The organism is Pinisolibacter aquiterrae, from assembly GCF_019160155.1.
Classification (GTDB): Bacteria; Pseudomonadota; Alphaproteobacteria; order Rhizobiales; family Ancalomicrobiaceae; genus Pinisolibacter; species Pinisolibacter aquiterrae.
Map to the genome: position 1 here is coordinate 49,967 of NZ_JAFNIH010000006.1, position 14,165 is coordinate 64,131.

12 protein-coding genes are annotated in these 14,165 nt (G+C 70.4%); 4 read left to right on the forward strand and 8 right to left on the reverse strand.

From position 1 onward, the window contains the following. Nucleotides 1-54 precede the first annotated feature (54 nt). The 3 genes from J3S89_RS01660 to J3S89_RS01670 all read right to left on the reverse strand — a co-directional run bounded on the left by J3S89_RS01660 (nt 55) and on the right by J3S89_RS01670 (nt 3,894). Nucleotides 55-1,368 (reverse strand): NAD(P)/FAD-dependent oxidoreductase, encoded by a 1,314-nt coding sequence (locus tag J3S89_RS01660; protein WP_217925737.1) that lies wholly within the window; start codon nt 1,366-1,368, stop codon nt 55-57. Between the two features lie 182 nt (nt 1,369-1,550). Next, entirely contained in the window at nt 1,551-3,398 is a 1,848-nt protein-coding gene (locus J3S89_RS01665) for an aldehyde ferredoxin oxidoreductase family protein (protein WP_217925738.1), read from the reverse strand. Nucleotides 3,399-3,417: 19 nt separating this feature from the next. Continuing rightward, on the reverse strand, nt 3,418-3,894 hold the full coding sequence (locus J3S89_RS01670) for a 4Fe-4S dicluster domain-containing protein (RefSeq protein ID WP_217925802.1): 477 nt from the start codon (nt 3,892-3,894) through the stop codon (nt 3,418-3,420). Between the two features lie 346 nt (nt 3,895-4,240). Between J3S89_RS01670 and J3S89_RS01675 the strand changes: the two genes are divergently transcribed. After that, a complete protein-coding gene (locus J3S89_RS01675; protein WP_217925739.1) occupies nt 4,241-4,612 on the forward strand; it encodes a winged helix-turn-helix domain-containing protein in 372 nt (123 codons plus the stop codon). A gap of 6 nt (nt 4,613-4,618) precedes the next feature. Here the strand turns inward: J3S89_RS01675 and J3S89_RS01680 are convergent, their stop codons facing one another. Together J3S89_RS01680 and J3S89_RS01685 are read right to left on the reverse strand one after the other, a co-directional pair. Next, the gene (locus tag J3S89_RS01680; RefSeq protein ID WP_217925740.1) at nt 4,619-6,535 is read right to left on the reverse strand and encodes a molybdopterin biosynthesis protein; all 1,917 of its coding nucleotides are present in this window, start codon (nt 6,533-6,535) and stop codon (nt 4,619-4,621) included. Further along, complete coding sequence (locus J3S89_RS01685; RefSeq protein WP_217925741.1) at nt 6,532-7,611, reverse strand: MoeA family protein; 1,080 nt, start codon at nt 7,609-7,611, stop codon at nt 6,532-6,534. Before J3S89_RS01685 ends, J3S89_RS01680 begins: the two co-directional genes overlap by 4 nt. A 269-nt stretch (nt 7,612-7,880) precedes the next feature. Between J3S89_RS01685 and J3S89_RS01690 the strand changes: the two genes are divergently transcribed. Next, nucleotides 7,881-8,234 (forward strand): MoaD/ThiS family protein, encoded by a 354-nt coding sequence (locus J3S89_RS01690; RefSeq protein WP_217925742.1) that lies wholly within the window; start codon nt 7,881-7,883, stop codon nt 8,232-8,234. 33 nt (nt 8,235-8,267) lie between these two features. Here the strand turns inward: J3S89_RS01690 and J3S89_RS01695 are convergent, their stop codons facing one another. After that, nucleotides 8,268-8,558 carry a DUF6665 family protein gene (locus tag J3S89_RS01695; RefSeq protein ID WP_217925743.1) on the reverse strand — a complete coding sequence of 97 codons (291 nt, stop codon included), beginning with the start codon at nt 8,556-8,558 and terminating at the stop codon, nt 8,268-8,270. A gap of 95 nt (nt 8,559-8,653) precedes the next feature. Here J3S89_RS01695 and J3S89_RS01700 point away from each other — a divergent pair, with 95 nt between their 5' ends. After that, nucleotides 8,654-9,415 (forward strand): EAL domain-containing protein, encoded by a 762-nt coding sequence (locus J3S89_RS01700; RefSeq protein ID WP_217925744.1) that lies wholly within the window; start codon nt 8,654-8,656, stop codon nt 9,413-9,415. Between the two features lie 92 nt (nt 9,416-9,507). Here the strand turns inward: J3S89_RS01700 and J3S89_RS01705 are convergent, their stop codons facing one another. Both J3S89_RS01705 and J3S89_RS01710 read right to left on the reverse strand, forming a co-directional pair. Next, a complete protein-coding gene (locus J3S89_RS01705; protein WP_217925745.1) occupies nt 9,508-10,776 on the reverse strand; it encodes a pilus assembly protein TadG-related protein in 1,269 nt (422 codons plus the stop codon). A 2-nt stretch (nt 10,777-10,778) separates the two neighbouring features. Continuing rightward, nucleotides 10,779-11,225 carry a response regulator gene (locus J3S89_RS01710; protein WP_217925746.1) on the reverse strand — a complete coding sequence of 149 codons (447 nt, stop codon included), beginning with the start codon at nt 11,223-11,225 and terminating at the stop codon, nt 10,779-10,781. A 156-nt stretch (nt 11,226-11,381) separates the two neighbouring features. Here J3S89_RS01710 and J3S89_RS01715 point away from each other — a divergent pair, with 156 nt between their 5' ends. Further along, on the forward strand, nt 11,382-14,096 hold the full coding sequence (locus J3S89_RS01715; RefSeq protein ID WP_217925747.1) for an ATP-binding protein: 2,715 nt from the start codon (nt 11,382-11,384) through the stop codon (nt 14,094-14,096). Nucleotides 14,097-14,165 lie beyond the last annotated feature (69 nt).

Genomic DNA, 14,165 nt, shown 5'->3' on the forward strand with positions numbered 1-14,165 from the left:
CCTCGGGGGCGACGGGGGCCGGAGCCTCCGTCGCCGAGGGGTCTCATTCTCGGTTCAGGCTGCAGATTGCCCGCAGGCGAGATAGGCGTCCATGAACAAGTTGGGGTCGACCGTCAGCTTCGCCTTCCACTCCGGGGTCAGCCGCACGCCGGTCTGGATCAGGCCGCGCAGGGCGCCGATGTGGTGAGTGCGGCCGACCACGGTGGCGCCGACGATGCGGTTCTCCAGGAACTCCAGGCGGAGATAGCGGAACTCCTCCTCGTCGATCGCCTCGACGTGGTCGCCGCCCTCGGCGCCCCACCATTGACCATAGGAGGTGGAGATGAGGCCGAAGGTCTCCAACACGTTCATGCGCAGGCCGCCACGGGTGACCGCCGCGCCGCCGGCCATGTTGGAGCCGGCGACCAGGGCCTGATCGGCGGCGTTGGGCTGGATGGCGTTGACCATCAACTCGCCGGTGGAGAAGTCGCGCGATTCGGTGCAGTCGCCGGCGGCGTAGATGCCGGGGACGGTGGTCTGCATGTGGTCGTCGACGACGATGCCGCCGAGCGAGCCGATCTCGACGCCGGAGCCCTTCAGATAGTCGATCGCCGGGGCGACGCCGGTGGCGCAGATGACGAAGTCGAAGGCGCGCTTCTCGCCGTCGCCGAAGGAGACGAGGACGTGATGGGGGTGGAGTTTGGCCTTGGCGACCGGCGACATCAGGCCGCCCGGCGGGCGGTTGACCTCGATGCCGGTGACGCGGGTCGAGGTCAGGATCTCGACGCCGGCCTTCTCGCTCCAGGCGCGGATGAGACGGCTCGCCATCGGCGTCATCATGCGCGGCACCATGCGGTCGCCCATCTCGACGACGGTCAGCGAGCCGCCGGTCTTGCCGACCGTGGTGGCGATCGCCTCCATGATGATGCAGCCGATGAAGCCGGCGCCCATCTGCAGCACCCGAGCGCCGGGGCGCAGGCGCGAGAGGATGGCGCGGGCGTCCTCGAGGGTCCAGCACGACACCACGTCGGGAAGGTCCATGCCGGGGATCGGCGGGCGCACCGGCTTGGAGCCGGTGGCGAGCAGGAGCGTGTCCCAGGCGAGGGTCTCACCGTTGGAGAGGGCCACGGTCCGGGCCTGCCCGTCGACGGCGGTGGCGCGGGCCTCGACGAAATCGATCCGGGCCTTTTCCCAATGATTGCGGTCGTGGCGCAGGAGCGTTCCGGATTCGGCGATCTTGCCCTCGAGCAGATAGGGGATCGCCATGCGCGAATAGGGGCGCTCGTGTTCGTCGCCGACGATGACGATCTCGTCGCCGGGGCGCTTCTTGCGAATGGTCTCGGCGGCGACGACGCCGGTCGGGCCGTTACCGAGGATGACGTGCTTCATGGCACCGGGCTCCCGATGGAAGAAAGGGTGCTGCGAGACCGCGCCGTCGGGTCGGGTTCGAACGCGGCGATCATTGGTCGTCGCCAGGGGATGTTCGAACCACGGTCCGACGGCGCGGTCTCGCGGCGTGCCGAGATCGGGCGGCGGTGGGGATGGCGTCCACCGCCGCCGTCTCCCGGCGATCAGAGACCGAGGCGGCCCTTGGTCTCGGGCGTCGGGATGCCGTCCTGAGTCCAGCCGCGCGCGGCGTAATACTCGGGCAACATCTTGTCGAGGCCGTTGACCAGACCCTTGGCCGGGCCGGTCTTGGCCGGTTCGGTCACGAGGCGCTTGGGCAGGCAGTCGTCCTTGGAGGTGAAGCCGGCGGCGTTGTTGAACATGCGCTCCATGTTCCAGATGCGCTCGCCGACGACCGCGAGGTTGTCGAGCGACCAGTCGCCCTCACAGGACGCCTGGAGCTGGGGCGCGACGTCCACCAGCGACCACGCGAAGGAGGTGAAGAGGCAGATGCCGGCCGAATCGAAGATCGCGGTGGCGTCCTGGAAGGCCTTGACGAGGCCGGCCTTGCCTTCGGTCGCCAGCGGATCGGTCTTGATCGGGATGCCCAGCACTTCCGAGGCGACGGTGTAGGAGCGCAGGTGGCAGGCACCACGGTTGGAGGTGGCGTAGGTCAGGCCCATGCCCTGGATGCCGCGGCTGTCGTAGGCCGGGAATTCCTGGCCCTTGACCGACATGGAGAGCTCGGGGTGGCCGTATTTCTCGGTCAGCCGCTTGGAGCCGAGGCCCATCTCCTTGCCGAACCCCTCGCCCTTGGCGGTGAGTTCGGCGAGGAAGGTCAGGGCCTTCGCGGAACCGAACGGCGCCTCGATGCCGATCTGCTCCTTGGTGAGCACGCCCATCTCGTAGAGTTCCATCACCGCGCCGACGGTCGCCCCGAACGAGATCGGGTCGAAGCCGTCCTCGTTGGCGAGGAAGTTGGCGTAGGTGAGCGCCTCGAGGTCGTCGACCCCGTTGGCGGCGCCGAGCGCCCAGGCCGCCTCGTATTCGAGACCGCCGGAGGCGCCCCAATACTGCGGCTGGTTCTGGACGGTGTAGTGACCCTTGTCCATCTGCGAGATGCGGCCGCAGGCGATGGTGCAGCCGAAGCAGGCCTGGTTGGTGACCAGATTGGCCTTGCCGTCGGTCTCGCGCTTCTCGGCCATGGCCTCGGCGGAGATGTCACGGGCGCCCTCGAACTGGACGTCCTTGTGATTGCGGGTCGGCAGCGCGCCCATCTCGTTGATGACGTTCATCAGCACCTGGGTGCCGTAGGCGGGCAGGCCCTGGCCGGTGACGGCATTGTCGGCGAGCACCTTCTTGGCGGCCTTGGTGGCGGCCATGAAGGCCTTGGGATCCTTGATGCCGGCGACGCCCTTGGTGCCGCGCACGGCGATCGCCTTGAGGTTCTTCGAGGCCATCACGGTGCCGACGCCGGAGCGGCCGGCGGCGCGGTGGAGGTCGTTGACGACCGCGGCATAGAGGCAGCCCTGCTCGGCGGAGCGGCCGACCGAGGTGACGCGCATCAGGGGGTCCTGATGCTTCTTCTTGAGGTGCTCCTCGGTGTGCCACACCGTGGTGCCCCAGATCTCGGCGGCGTCGTGGAGGGTCACCTCGTCGTCGGAGATCTGCAGATAGACCGGCTTCGGCGACTTGCCCTCGAAGATGACCATGTCCCAACCGGCCGCCTTCAACTCGGCGCCCCAATAGCCGCCGGAGTTGGAACAGGCGATGGCGCCGGTCAGCGCGCCCTTGGTGATGACGGTGTAGCGGCCGCCGGTCGACGCCATGGTGCCGGTCAGGGGGCCGGTGGCGAAGATCAGCTTGTTGGCGGGCGACAGCGGGTCGACGCCGGCGCCGACCTCCTCGACGAAATATTTGGTGCCGAGACCGCGCGAGCCCAGGTAGTCGAGCGCCCACTCCATGTTGAGAGGCTCTTCGGCGATGGTGCCCGCGGTCAGATCGACGCGCAGAATCTTGCGTTGCCAGGACATGGGATCCTCCTCGTCTTTCTCAGGCTTCGGGCGCGGTGGTGTCGAGCTTCGCGGCCCAGGTCCGCATGCGGTCGAGGCCGGTCCAGTTGGAATCGACGAAGGTGATGGCGCCGGTCGGGCAGGCGTCGGCGCAGGCGGGCGCGCCCGCGCAGAGGTCGCACTTCTGGACCTTGCCGGTCTCGGCCATGTAGTTGATCGTGCCGAAGGGGCAGGCGATGGTGCAGACCTTGCAGCCGACGCAGGTCGTCTCGTTGACGATCTTGGCGCCGGTCTTCTTGTCCTCGGAGATCGCGCCGACCGGGCACGCATGCATGCACCATGCTTCGTCGCACTGCGTGCAGGTATAGGGAACCTTACGGCCGGTCGCGTGGAAGTCGAAGACCTTGATGCGTGACTTCGCGGTGGCGAAGACGCCGTAGTTCTCGAACGAGCACGCCATCTCGCATTGGAGACAGCCGGTGCACTTCGAAGCATCGATGTGCAGCGAATTCATCATGCGTCGCACCCTCCCTGTCGGGCTCGAGTTTTCTGCGGCCCACGCCACCTTCCGAAAGAGGTTTCGCAGGCCTATCGTTGTGTTCAAGAAGACAAAACGGCTTCGTTGCCGTCGTCCTCCCCTGGTCGGCGTCATGTCTACTGAAGCAATACGCTCCAGGATGCGCCGTTCTTGGTATTGGCGGCGAGTGTCACTCGACGAAAGCGGCTTTGCAATCGTTCCAAAAGGCAATTTCGGTGCACGGAGACGTGATCCGGCGGGACAGGGCGAACCCGCACTTGCGCCCGACGCCTGAAATCGATTCGATCGGAGCCGCGTTTCGGTTCGGCCGAAGAGGAGGTTCGCGATGATCGGGGTCCGGTTGTTTCTCAAGCTCGATTCCGATACCCGGATCGGGCACGGCAAGGTCGCCCTGCTCGAGAAGATCGAGGAGACCGGCTCGATCTCGGCGGCCGGGCGGGCGCTCGACATGACCTATCGCCGCGCCTGGGAGCTGGTCGATCATCTCAACAAGGCGTTCGGCCGCCCCCTCGTCGCCGGTCAGACCGGGGGCGCGGGCGGTGGCGGGGCCAAGCTGACGGATCTCGGGCGCGAGGTGGTGATGCGCTATCGCGCCCTGCAGGTGGCGACCGAGGCCGCCGCCGAGCCGCACGTGGCGGCGCTCGAGGCGCTGATGGTCGAAGCCGAGGCCCAGGACGGCCTCGACGACGGCGGCTGAGGGATATCAGGCCGGGCGGAAGCCCAGCCGCTCCAGCGCGGCGCGGACGTCGGGCCGCGCCAGCGCCTCGAGGAAGGCGCGCACGGCGGGACGATCGCGGCGCGCCTTCGGCACGGCGAAATCGTAATGCTCGTCGCCGAGCGGGGCGAAGCCGAGGCCGAGCGGGCGCGCCGCCGCCTCGATGGCGAGACCCCAGTCGGCGCGGCCTCCGGCGACCGCCGTGCAGACGGCGGCATGGCTGCGCGGTTGATTGCCCCAGCCCTCGGGCCGGCGCCCGGCGAGGAGCCGGTCGAGCAGGATGCGGGTGCCGGCGCCGGGATTGCGATTGACCATCAGGCAATCGGGATCGGCGAGCGCGGCGGCGACGGCCTCCTCCGCCGTCCTGCCCTCGAAGCGGGCATCGCCCTTGCGGAAGACCACGCCCTGGACGCGGCGCCAGCCTTCGACGAGGTCGAGGCTCGCGTCGAGGAAGGGGGCGTTCCAGACGCCGGTCTCGGCATGGAGCAGGTGGAGGGGGGCGAGGTCGCATTCGCCGCGCTTGGCTGCCTGGACGCCACCCATCGAGCCGAGCGCGAGCGTGCGCACCGAGAGGCCCGCGGCCGCCAGCACGTCGACCACCGGCTCGAGACCGACGCAATGGGAACCGGCGATCACCAGATCGGGCAGTTTCGGGTTCGGCGCGAACAGGGTCACCGAGGCGCGGGTGCCGGCGGCGAGGTGATCGGCGAGGGCGTCGACCTGGACGAAACCGTCGGCCTGGGCGAAGGCGGAGATCGAGCCGGAGCCCTTGAAGACCGGGTGGGCGACGGTCTCGCCGTCGGCGCCCTCGGCGAGCGCGACCATGACGAATTCGGTGCGGCCGAGGTCGGAGGGCACGCGGACGGGGAGCGTCGCCTCGAGGCTGGCGTCGGCGCGCGGCGGCAGGCCGGCGAGACGGCGCAGCGACGGCACCACGAATTCGTGGAAAGTGAACATCGCCGAGGTCGGGAAGCCGGGCAGGACCACCACCGCCTTGCCGTCGGCGACCGCGAGGCACAGCGGCTTGCCCGGCTTCAGGGCGACGCCGTGGGCGACGATGCCGGGGTGGCCGAGGCGGGCGACGAGGCGGGCGGTGTAATCGCCGGCGCCCTTGGAGGTGCCGCCGGAGAGGATCACCATGTCGCACTCGGCCAGCGCCCGCCCGAGGGCGGCGGCGAGCTTCGCCTCGTCGTCGGGGATGGCGCCGAAGGCGATCGCCTCGCCGCCGTTCTCGGCGATCGCGGCGGCGACGATCGGGCCGTTGGCGTCGAAGATCTGGGCGGGCGCCAGCGTGCCGCCGGGGGCGACCAGCTCGTCGCCGGTGGAGATCACGGCGACCTTCGGTCTGCGGAACACTTCGACCGCGCCGATGCCGCAGGCGGCCATCATGCCGATCTCGCGCGAGGTGACGGTGGTGCCGCGTCGCAGGATCACCTCGCCGCGCGCCAGATCGGTGCCGGCGAAGGCGAGGTTGCCGCCTTGCGCGACGGCGCGGCGCACCATCACGGTGCCGTCGGCGCCGGGGTCGGTCCATTCCACCATGACGACGGCATCGGCGCCGCGCGGGATCGGGCCGCCGGTGGCGATGGTGGTGGCGGTGCCCGGGGTGACGGCGATCCTCGGCGGGGTGCCGCAGGCGATGGTCTCGCCGGTGAGGCGCAGCGCGACGGGGGCGCCGTCGGAGGCGGTCGCGACGTCGCCCGCGCGGACCGCGAAACCGTCGACGGTGGAACGGTCGAAGGGGGGCACGTCGATCGCCGGGGCGATCGAGCCGGCGACGACGCGGCCAAGGCTCTCGGCGAGCGGCACCGTCTCGACCCCGACGGGGCCGGCTGCGAGCGCGGTCTCGAAACGGGCGAGCGCCTCGTCGCGGGAGAGCACGGTCAGGAACTGATCTTGTCTCATGGGCGATCCCTCCGGTCGGATCGGATGCGGACGACGGGGTGGCGGGCGGCGAGCAGGGTGCCCTCGGGCAGGCCCTCGCTCTCGGGCGGCAGGACCACCAGGGCGCGGGCGCGGATCCAGGCCGCCCACGGCAGATCGCCGACGGCGAGGGGAACCCAGCGCCCTTGCGGATCGACGTCGAGCAGGGCGACCTCGGTGAAGCCGACGCGCGAGGCGAGTTTGCGGGCGAGCGGGCGGGTGGCGTCGTCGTCGGGAAGGGGAGGTTCGGGGCGGAGCACCGGCCCGATCAGGGTCTCGAGGGCCAGGGCGACGGTCTCGAGGCGATCGGAGAGGCCGATCACCGGCGCGCCGTCGCCGAGCGCGATCTCGAGCCGCTCGAGCCCGGTCACGGCGAGGCCGGCGATTTCGACGTCGCCATCGTCGGGACGCGCTCCGCCGACGATGATCGCCGGTGTGGCGTCTCCTGGAAGGGCGGCGTCGAGCGGGCGGCGATCGACCCGGCATCCGCTCGCGAGGAGGACGGCGGCGAGGAGGTCGGCCGAGGGCGAGGTGGGGTCGGCACGCAGGGCGACGGTTCGTGTGACGACGGCGGCGGTCTCGATCCCGGCGAGGGCGGCGGTGGCCGCCGCGAAAGGGTCGATCGACCGGCCGGCGGCGACGAGAACGGTTCCGGCGGGCAGGTCGGCGCCGCGCCTGCGGGTGTTCTCGCCGGGGGCGAGCGCGGTCTCGACGACGAGAAACCCGCCCTCGGCACGGCCGCCGACGCTCGGCAGGACCGCATCGGCGCCGGCCGGCAGCGCGGCGCCATGGGCGACCGGCCGGACCTCGGCGAGGAAGGCGGGGGCATAGGGCGAGGCGCCGACGGTGTCGGCGGCGGCGACCGCCCAACCGTCGTCGAGGGCGAGGTCGGCGGCGGGGCGATCGGCGACGGCGACGAGATCGACGGCGGCGATGCGGCCGAGGCTCTCGGCGAGCGGCACGGTCTCGACGCCGCCCGGGTGGAGGCGTGCGGCGAGCCGGTCGCGGGCCTCGGACAGCGGCGTCAGCCGGCCGGCATGGCGGGGCGATGCGCCCATGATCGATCTCCCGTCGCGGCGTTTCCGGCGCGGTCCGTCGGGACCGGGGCGGGACGCACGTCTCGTCTTTCGCCCCGGTCTCGCACGAGGACGGGCCGGGTTCCAGTCCCGCGTCGTGCGCGGTGGAACACGACGGGGGATTTCGTACCAAAGAACGAGGCGGCGCGGCGGGGTGCCGGCGCGCGGATTGACCCCGGTCAAGGGGCGTCGGCGCGGGCGCGGCAGGATGGCGGGAGGCGCCGGAGGGGCGGCGCGAGGAGGACGAGCGGATGAACAGGAGCGCGAACGAGCCGGCCGAGGCGCCGGGGATCGGTCACAACGCGGACGGGGCGACCATCGCGGTCGAGGTCCGGCTCTTCAATTCGCTGACCCGGCATGCCGGCCGCGACGGGCCGGTGCGGCGGCTGACGTTGCCGGCGGGGGCGACGGTCGGCGACGTGATCGACCGTCTGCGGTTGCCGCCGGCCGACATCTTCCTGGTGCTGCGCAACGGTCGCGACGTCTCGCCGGGGCTCTACGGCGGCGGCCGCGCCAATCGCGAGGCCGGGCTCGAGAGCGGCGACGTGCTCGCCTTCTCCGGCCCGGTGCCCTATTCCTATGGCCTCGGGGCACCCGTCGTATGACGTCGGCATGCATTTGGTGAAGAGCCCCCGAGCTCAGGTGGCGCCGAGACGGGCGATCACCGCGCGGGGGATGCGATATTCGGCGACGGCGTCGTCGTGGCGGCGAAAGCCGCTCATCTCGCGCTGAATGAAATAGTGATGGACCGCCCGGGCGGCTTCGCGCAGGCAGGCCTCGCGGTCCTCGTCGCCGGCGGCGGCGAGGGCGTCGAGCGTCTCCTCGACGCGACGGCCGGCGTTGCCGAGCGCGGAGGCGGCCTCTCCCAGAAGTTCGAGGTCGAGGATCTGGAGGCCGGTGGCGCGCGGATCGTGGTAACCGATCACCATTCTTGCGGTTCCCTCGGGAAATCACGGTCGGGTCAATCAATGATCAAGGCTTTGGTGGTTTCCTGTCCAGACCACGCGACGAACTCGAGGACGGAATGGATCGGTCGCCCGGGCGCCACGGCGTCTCCTTCGACGAACTCACCCTGCATTATCAGCCGCAGGTCGCCGCCGATGCGTCGCGCATCGTCTCGGTCGAAGCGCTGCTGCGCGTCCTCAATCCCGAACCGCGTCTGATGAGCCCGGCCGACGTTCTCGCCTTCTTCGAGGCGCCGGAGGACGAGGAGGCGCTCGACTGGTGGGTGTTCCGCACCGCCGCCACCGATTCACTGCGCTGGCCGCAGCTCTCGGTCGGCATCAACATGTCGGCGGCGCGGTTCCGCGATCCCGAGTTCGCCGACGAGGCGTTCGCTCTGGCGCAGGAGGTCGGAGCCGATCCGAAGCGGCTGGAGATCGAGCTGGTCGAAAGCTCGTTCATCCAGGATTTCGAGACGGCGGTCGCCAACATCGAGCGGCTGCGCGCCCATGGTTTCCGGGTGGCGCTCGACGATTTCGGCACCGGCTATTCGAGCCTGACCTATCTGCTCAAGTTGCCGATCGACAAGCTCAAGATCGACAAGTCCTTCGTCGACGGGATCGGCACGATCCAATCGACGGTGATCGTCCAGGCGGTGGTGGCGCTGGCGCGCGCGCTCGGGCTGAAGATCACGGCGGAGGGGGTCGAGACCGAGGAACAGTGGCGCTTCCTCAAGATCGCCGGCTGTCACCTGATCCAGGGCTGGTACTTTTCCAAGGCGGTGGAGGCGGACGAGATCACCCGTCTCCTCGAGACCCGCGTCGTCCCGCGCGCGGCCGCCTGATCCCATCTCGCCGAAACCCGTTCTCGACGTCGCCCGGCGCGCCGGCCTCACGCCGCGCACGGTCGCGAGGCTTCGACGCGGCCGGCGTCGCCTCACTGGGTCAGGAAGGTCTTGGTGCCGTTCGGGCCGACACCCTCGGGGACCGGCACGTCGGTCGAGTTGTAGTCGGTGTTGAGCACCATGGTCGGACCGGCGGCGAGGGTGAAGCGGTCGGCGACGACGATGGTGTAGGCCGACTTGTCGGCGACCGGCCGATTGGCGGAGATGTCGAGCCGCCCCCTCGGGATGTAGAAGGTGCCGAGCAGGGTGTTGGCGTGGTCGGCGCTGATCTCGTGCTTGACGACGTGGCTCACCGAACGATCCTCGAAGACGAGAATGCCGGCGAGCGGGCCGGTCTTGGGCGCGGTGAGGGACACCGTCGCCGCGCGCTCGAAACGCAGGCGCGGGTCGGAGCCGGTCAGGTAGAAGCCGACGTTGGTGCCGGTGAAGGAGGCGAAGTCGGTGACCAGGAAGTCGCCGTCCTTGATCACGTAGATGCCCGGTTCGAGCCGGACATGGGCGGCGCCCCTGACGGTCAGGCCGCCGCAATAGAGGCCGGGCTTGAGGATCGCCGTGCCGAAGGAGATCACGTAGTTCGTCCGCGAGCAGGTCGAGGGGACGGGCGGCGCGGGGCGCGCTGCGAGCGGGTCGGGGATGACCGGGCAATCGGTCTGGGGCGTCGGGTTGAAGGTGCCGGCGCCGAGTTTCTCCTTGCCGCCGGAGGAACAGATGAAGGCGGCGTCGAGGGTCGCGTCGTCCTGGATGTAGAGGCCCTTGCCGTTGGTGCTGTCGGAATAGACCGAGCAACCGGGAGCCTTGAGCCGGGCCGACTGGGCGAGATGGACCGTCTGCTGCTGATTGGGGTTGAGGCCGATGACGCAGATCGGGGCTCCACCGACGACCTTGGCGGTGGCCTGGACGGAGGCGCGGGCGGACGACTTGTCGGCGAGATGGATCATATAGGTCGGTATGGTGCCGACCAGTTGGACGGTCACGGTCTTGGCGACGGTGTCGACGACGGGCGTGATCTCGGCGACGAGGCCGCGCTGGTCGAGGGCGGTCTGGGCATAGGTGGTGGCGACGCGGCCGATGGTGGTGGCGTCGGCGTTGCCGAGGCGGAATTCGCGCGCCGCGCTCAGCGCGGCGGTGTCGGCGATCCGCTGGAGATCACTGCGGCTGTTCGAGAGATTGGCGTAGTCGACCGCCAGTCCGGACGCGCCGACGAGGCTGGTGGCGAGCAGGCCGAAGGTCACGGCAGTCCCGCCGCGACGATCGCGGGAGAGACGAGAGAGGAGGGCGCGCAGTCCAGTCCACAGGGGCATGATCACGTCTCCTCGGTCCGCCGGATCGCCCGGTGGGCGCGGATCATGAATTTGATCTGATGGGCGAGAAGGCGCCAATTGACCGGCTTGCACATGAAGCCGGTGGCACCGGCCTCGTAGGCGCGATCGATCGAGACCATGTCCTCGCGGCCGGTCACCACCATGATCGGCAGATCGTCGAAGCCGGGCCGGGCGCGCAGGTGGGCGACGAGATCGATCCCGTTCATGCCGGGCATGTCGACGTCGAAGAGGGCGGCGTCGAACCGGCGCTCGGCGAGGATCGCCAGGGCCTCCTCGGCGTCCTCGGCGGTGGTCACCGTGACGCCGGGCGCGGAGAGATAGACCGAGCAGAACTCGCGCTGAATGGGATCGTCGTCGACCGCGAGAATTTCGGTCGCGGACTCGAAAACCCAATCGTATCTGGCGCTGGTATCGGCGATTCTCGTCAACTTCCTGCCCTTCGAAGCCCGACTCGTGTGGTTGACCATGGGGCATTCTAATATTCACCCCCTAAATTTCCGTGTGAGGTGGCGGGGCATTTTCACGGTCCCGTTGGCGATGCCTTAACGACGTCGCGGCATGGTTCGGTCATGAAACGCCCGACGATGACGATCCGCGCACGCCTCCTCCTCTTGGTGGTCTCGGCCATCTCGGTCGCGCTCGTCGCGATCGTCGGTCTCGGGGTGTGGTTCGAGGCGGCGCGTTACGCGGTCGCCAAGCGGGACGGGCTCTTCGCCACCGCCACGGTGCTGGCGGCGGCCGGCGCGCGGGCGACCGCGGAGGGCGATCCGACCGGGGCGCATCAGGTCATTCGGGCGATCGGCCGCATCGACGGCATCGTCTTCGCCGCGATCGAACGCCGCGACGGCCGTGTGATCGCCGACGTCGGCGCGACCGAGCAGTTGATGCGCGATCTCGTGCTCGACGACCCCGCGACCCCCATCTCGGTGCCGACGCTCATCGCCAATCGCACGATCGAGGTTCGCGTGCCGGTGGTTCTCGGCGGCGAGGAGGTCGGCCGGCTGCGGTTGATCGCCGACACGCGCGATCTTCCGGGGCGCGTGGCGGCGGCGGCCGGCGTCGGCCTTTCGGGCGGGTTCGCCGCGCTGGCGCTGGCGCTCCTGGTCACGTTCCGCCTCGAAGGGCGGATCACGCGGCCGCTCCGGTCCCTCACCGAGACCATGGCGCGGGTCGGCGCCGGCCACGACTACGGCGTGACACTGGCGGTGGAGAGCCGCGACGAGGCCGGCGTGCTGGTCGAGGGCTTCAACACCATGCTCGGCGACATCCGCGAGCGCGACGACCGGCTCGCCCGTCATCGCGAGCGTCTGGAACAGGACGTCGCCGACCGCACCGCCGATTACGCGCGCGCCGCGCGCGAGGCGGAGGAGGCCAATCGCGCCAAATCCGACTTCCTCGCCACCATGAGCCACGAGATCCGCACGCCGATGAACGGCATCCTGGTGATGGCGGAACTGCTCGCGGTCGGTGATCTGCCCAATCGCGCGCGACGGCAGGCGGAGGTGATCGCGCGGTCGGGGGCGAGCCTTCTCGCCATCATCAACGACATTCTCGATCTCTCGAAGATCGAGGCGGGCAAGCTCGAGGTCGAGCATCTCGCCGTCGATCCGCACGAGGCGGTCGACACCGTGCTGAAGCTCTTCGCCGACCGCGCGCGATCGAAGGGGCTCGATCTCGCCGCGCGGATCGATCTGCCGCGCGAGGCGCGGATCGACGCCGATCCGACCCGACTAGGGCAGGTTCTCGCCAATCTCGTCAACAACGCGCTGAAGTTCACCGAGAGCGGCGGCGTCTCGATCGAAGTGGAGGCGACCGGCGACGACCGCGTCCTCTTCGCGGTGGTCGACACCGGCATCGGTATCGCCGAGGACAAGCTCGGGACCCTCTTCGACGCCTTCACCCAGGCCGACCAGTCGACCACCCGCAAGTTCGGCGGCACCGGGCTGGGTCTCGCCATCGCCCGACGTCTGGTCGACGCGATGGGTGGCGAGATCGCGGTGACCAGCGTCGAGGGGCGCGGCACCTGTTTCTTCTTCACCCTGCCGACGACGGTGGCGACGGCGGAGGTCGCGCCCTGGCATCGGCTCGCGGAGGGCGAGCGGGCGATCGCGGTGGTGGCGCTCGCGGGGCGCCAGAGCGCGGCGATGGTGATGCATCATCTGCGGCTCGCCGGCTTCAGGGCGATCCCGGCGTCGGTCGACGACCTCGCCGATCTCGCCCCCGGCGCGCGTCTCGTCGTCGCCGATCCCGCCGCCCTGCGCGACCGGCCGAGGCTCGAGTCGCTCGCCGGGGGGGGCGTGGTGGTGCTGGCGCCGCCGGCGGAGGACGTCGAGGGGCTGGTCGCCTCGGGCGCGGCCGCGACCTCGATCGGTTGGCCGGCGAGCCGGAGCGATCTCGACGCGGTGGTCGCCCGTCTCGCCGAGGGGCGGCCCCTCGCCTCGCTCGAGGAGCGGGGGCGGCACGGGGCGGTGGCCTCGGTGCGGTTCGAAGGCCTGCGCGTCCTCGTCGCCGACGATGCGGAGGTCAATCGCGAGGTCGCGGCGGCGGCGCTGTCGCGGCTCGGCATCACCGCGACCTTCGCCGTCGACGACCGCGAGGCGGTCGCGGCGGTCGCGGCCTCGGCGTGGGATCTGGTGTTGATGGACGGCTCGATGCCGGTGCTCGACGGGTTCGACGCGACCCGCGAGATCCGGGCGCGCGAGGCGGCCGAGGGAGCGCCGCGCACGCCGATCGTCGCGCTCACCGCCCATGTCGTCGGCACGGTGGCGGACGCCTGGCGCGCGGCGGGGATGGACGGGGTGCTGCACAAGCCCTTTACCCTGGCCCAGCTCGAGGCGGTGATCCGGGCTCATGCGCTCCATCTGGTCGAGACCGTCGGGGTCGAGGAGAGCGAGGCCGAGACGACGGCCGCCGACGCGCGTGCGGCGGACGGCGCGGCGGAGGAGACGCCGGTGCTCGACGGCAGCGTTCTCGCCGATCTCCGGGCGATGGCCGGCGGGGCGAGCGCGGTGGTCGACCGGGTGACCCGCCTCTACGAGACGCAGTCGGCGGAGAAGCTGCGCGATCTGCACGAGGCGGCGCGTTCGGGGGATCTCGAGCGGCTCGGCGCGGCGGCCCATGCGTTGAAGTCGATGAGCTTCAACGTCGGGGCGCGGCGGGTGGCGGAGCGGGCGGCCGAGCTCGAGCGGGCGGCGCGGCTCGAGGCGCGCGTGGTGGAGGACGGCGAGATCGATCGTCTCGGCACCGATCTCTCGGCGGCGCTCGGCGCCATCGACGGCTGGAAGGGCTCGGCGGCGTGAGGCGGCGGAGCATGGCGGGCGCGCGATCGCGCCGCGACGCAGAATAAGATTTCGATTGCCCGACGGCGC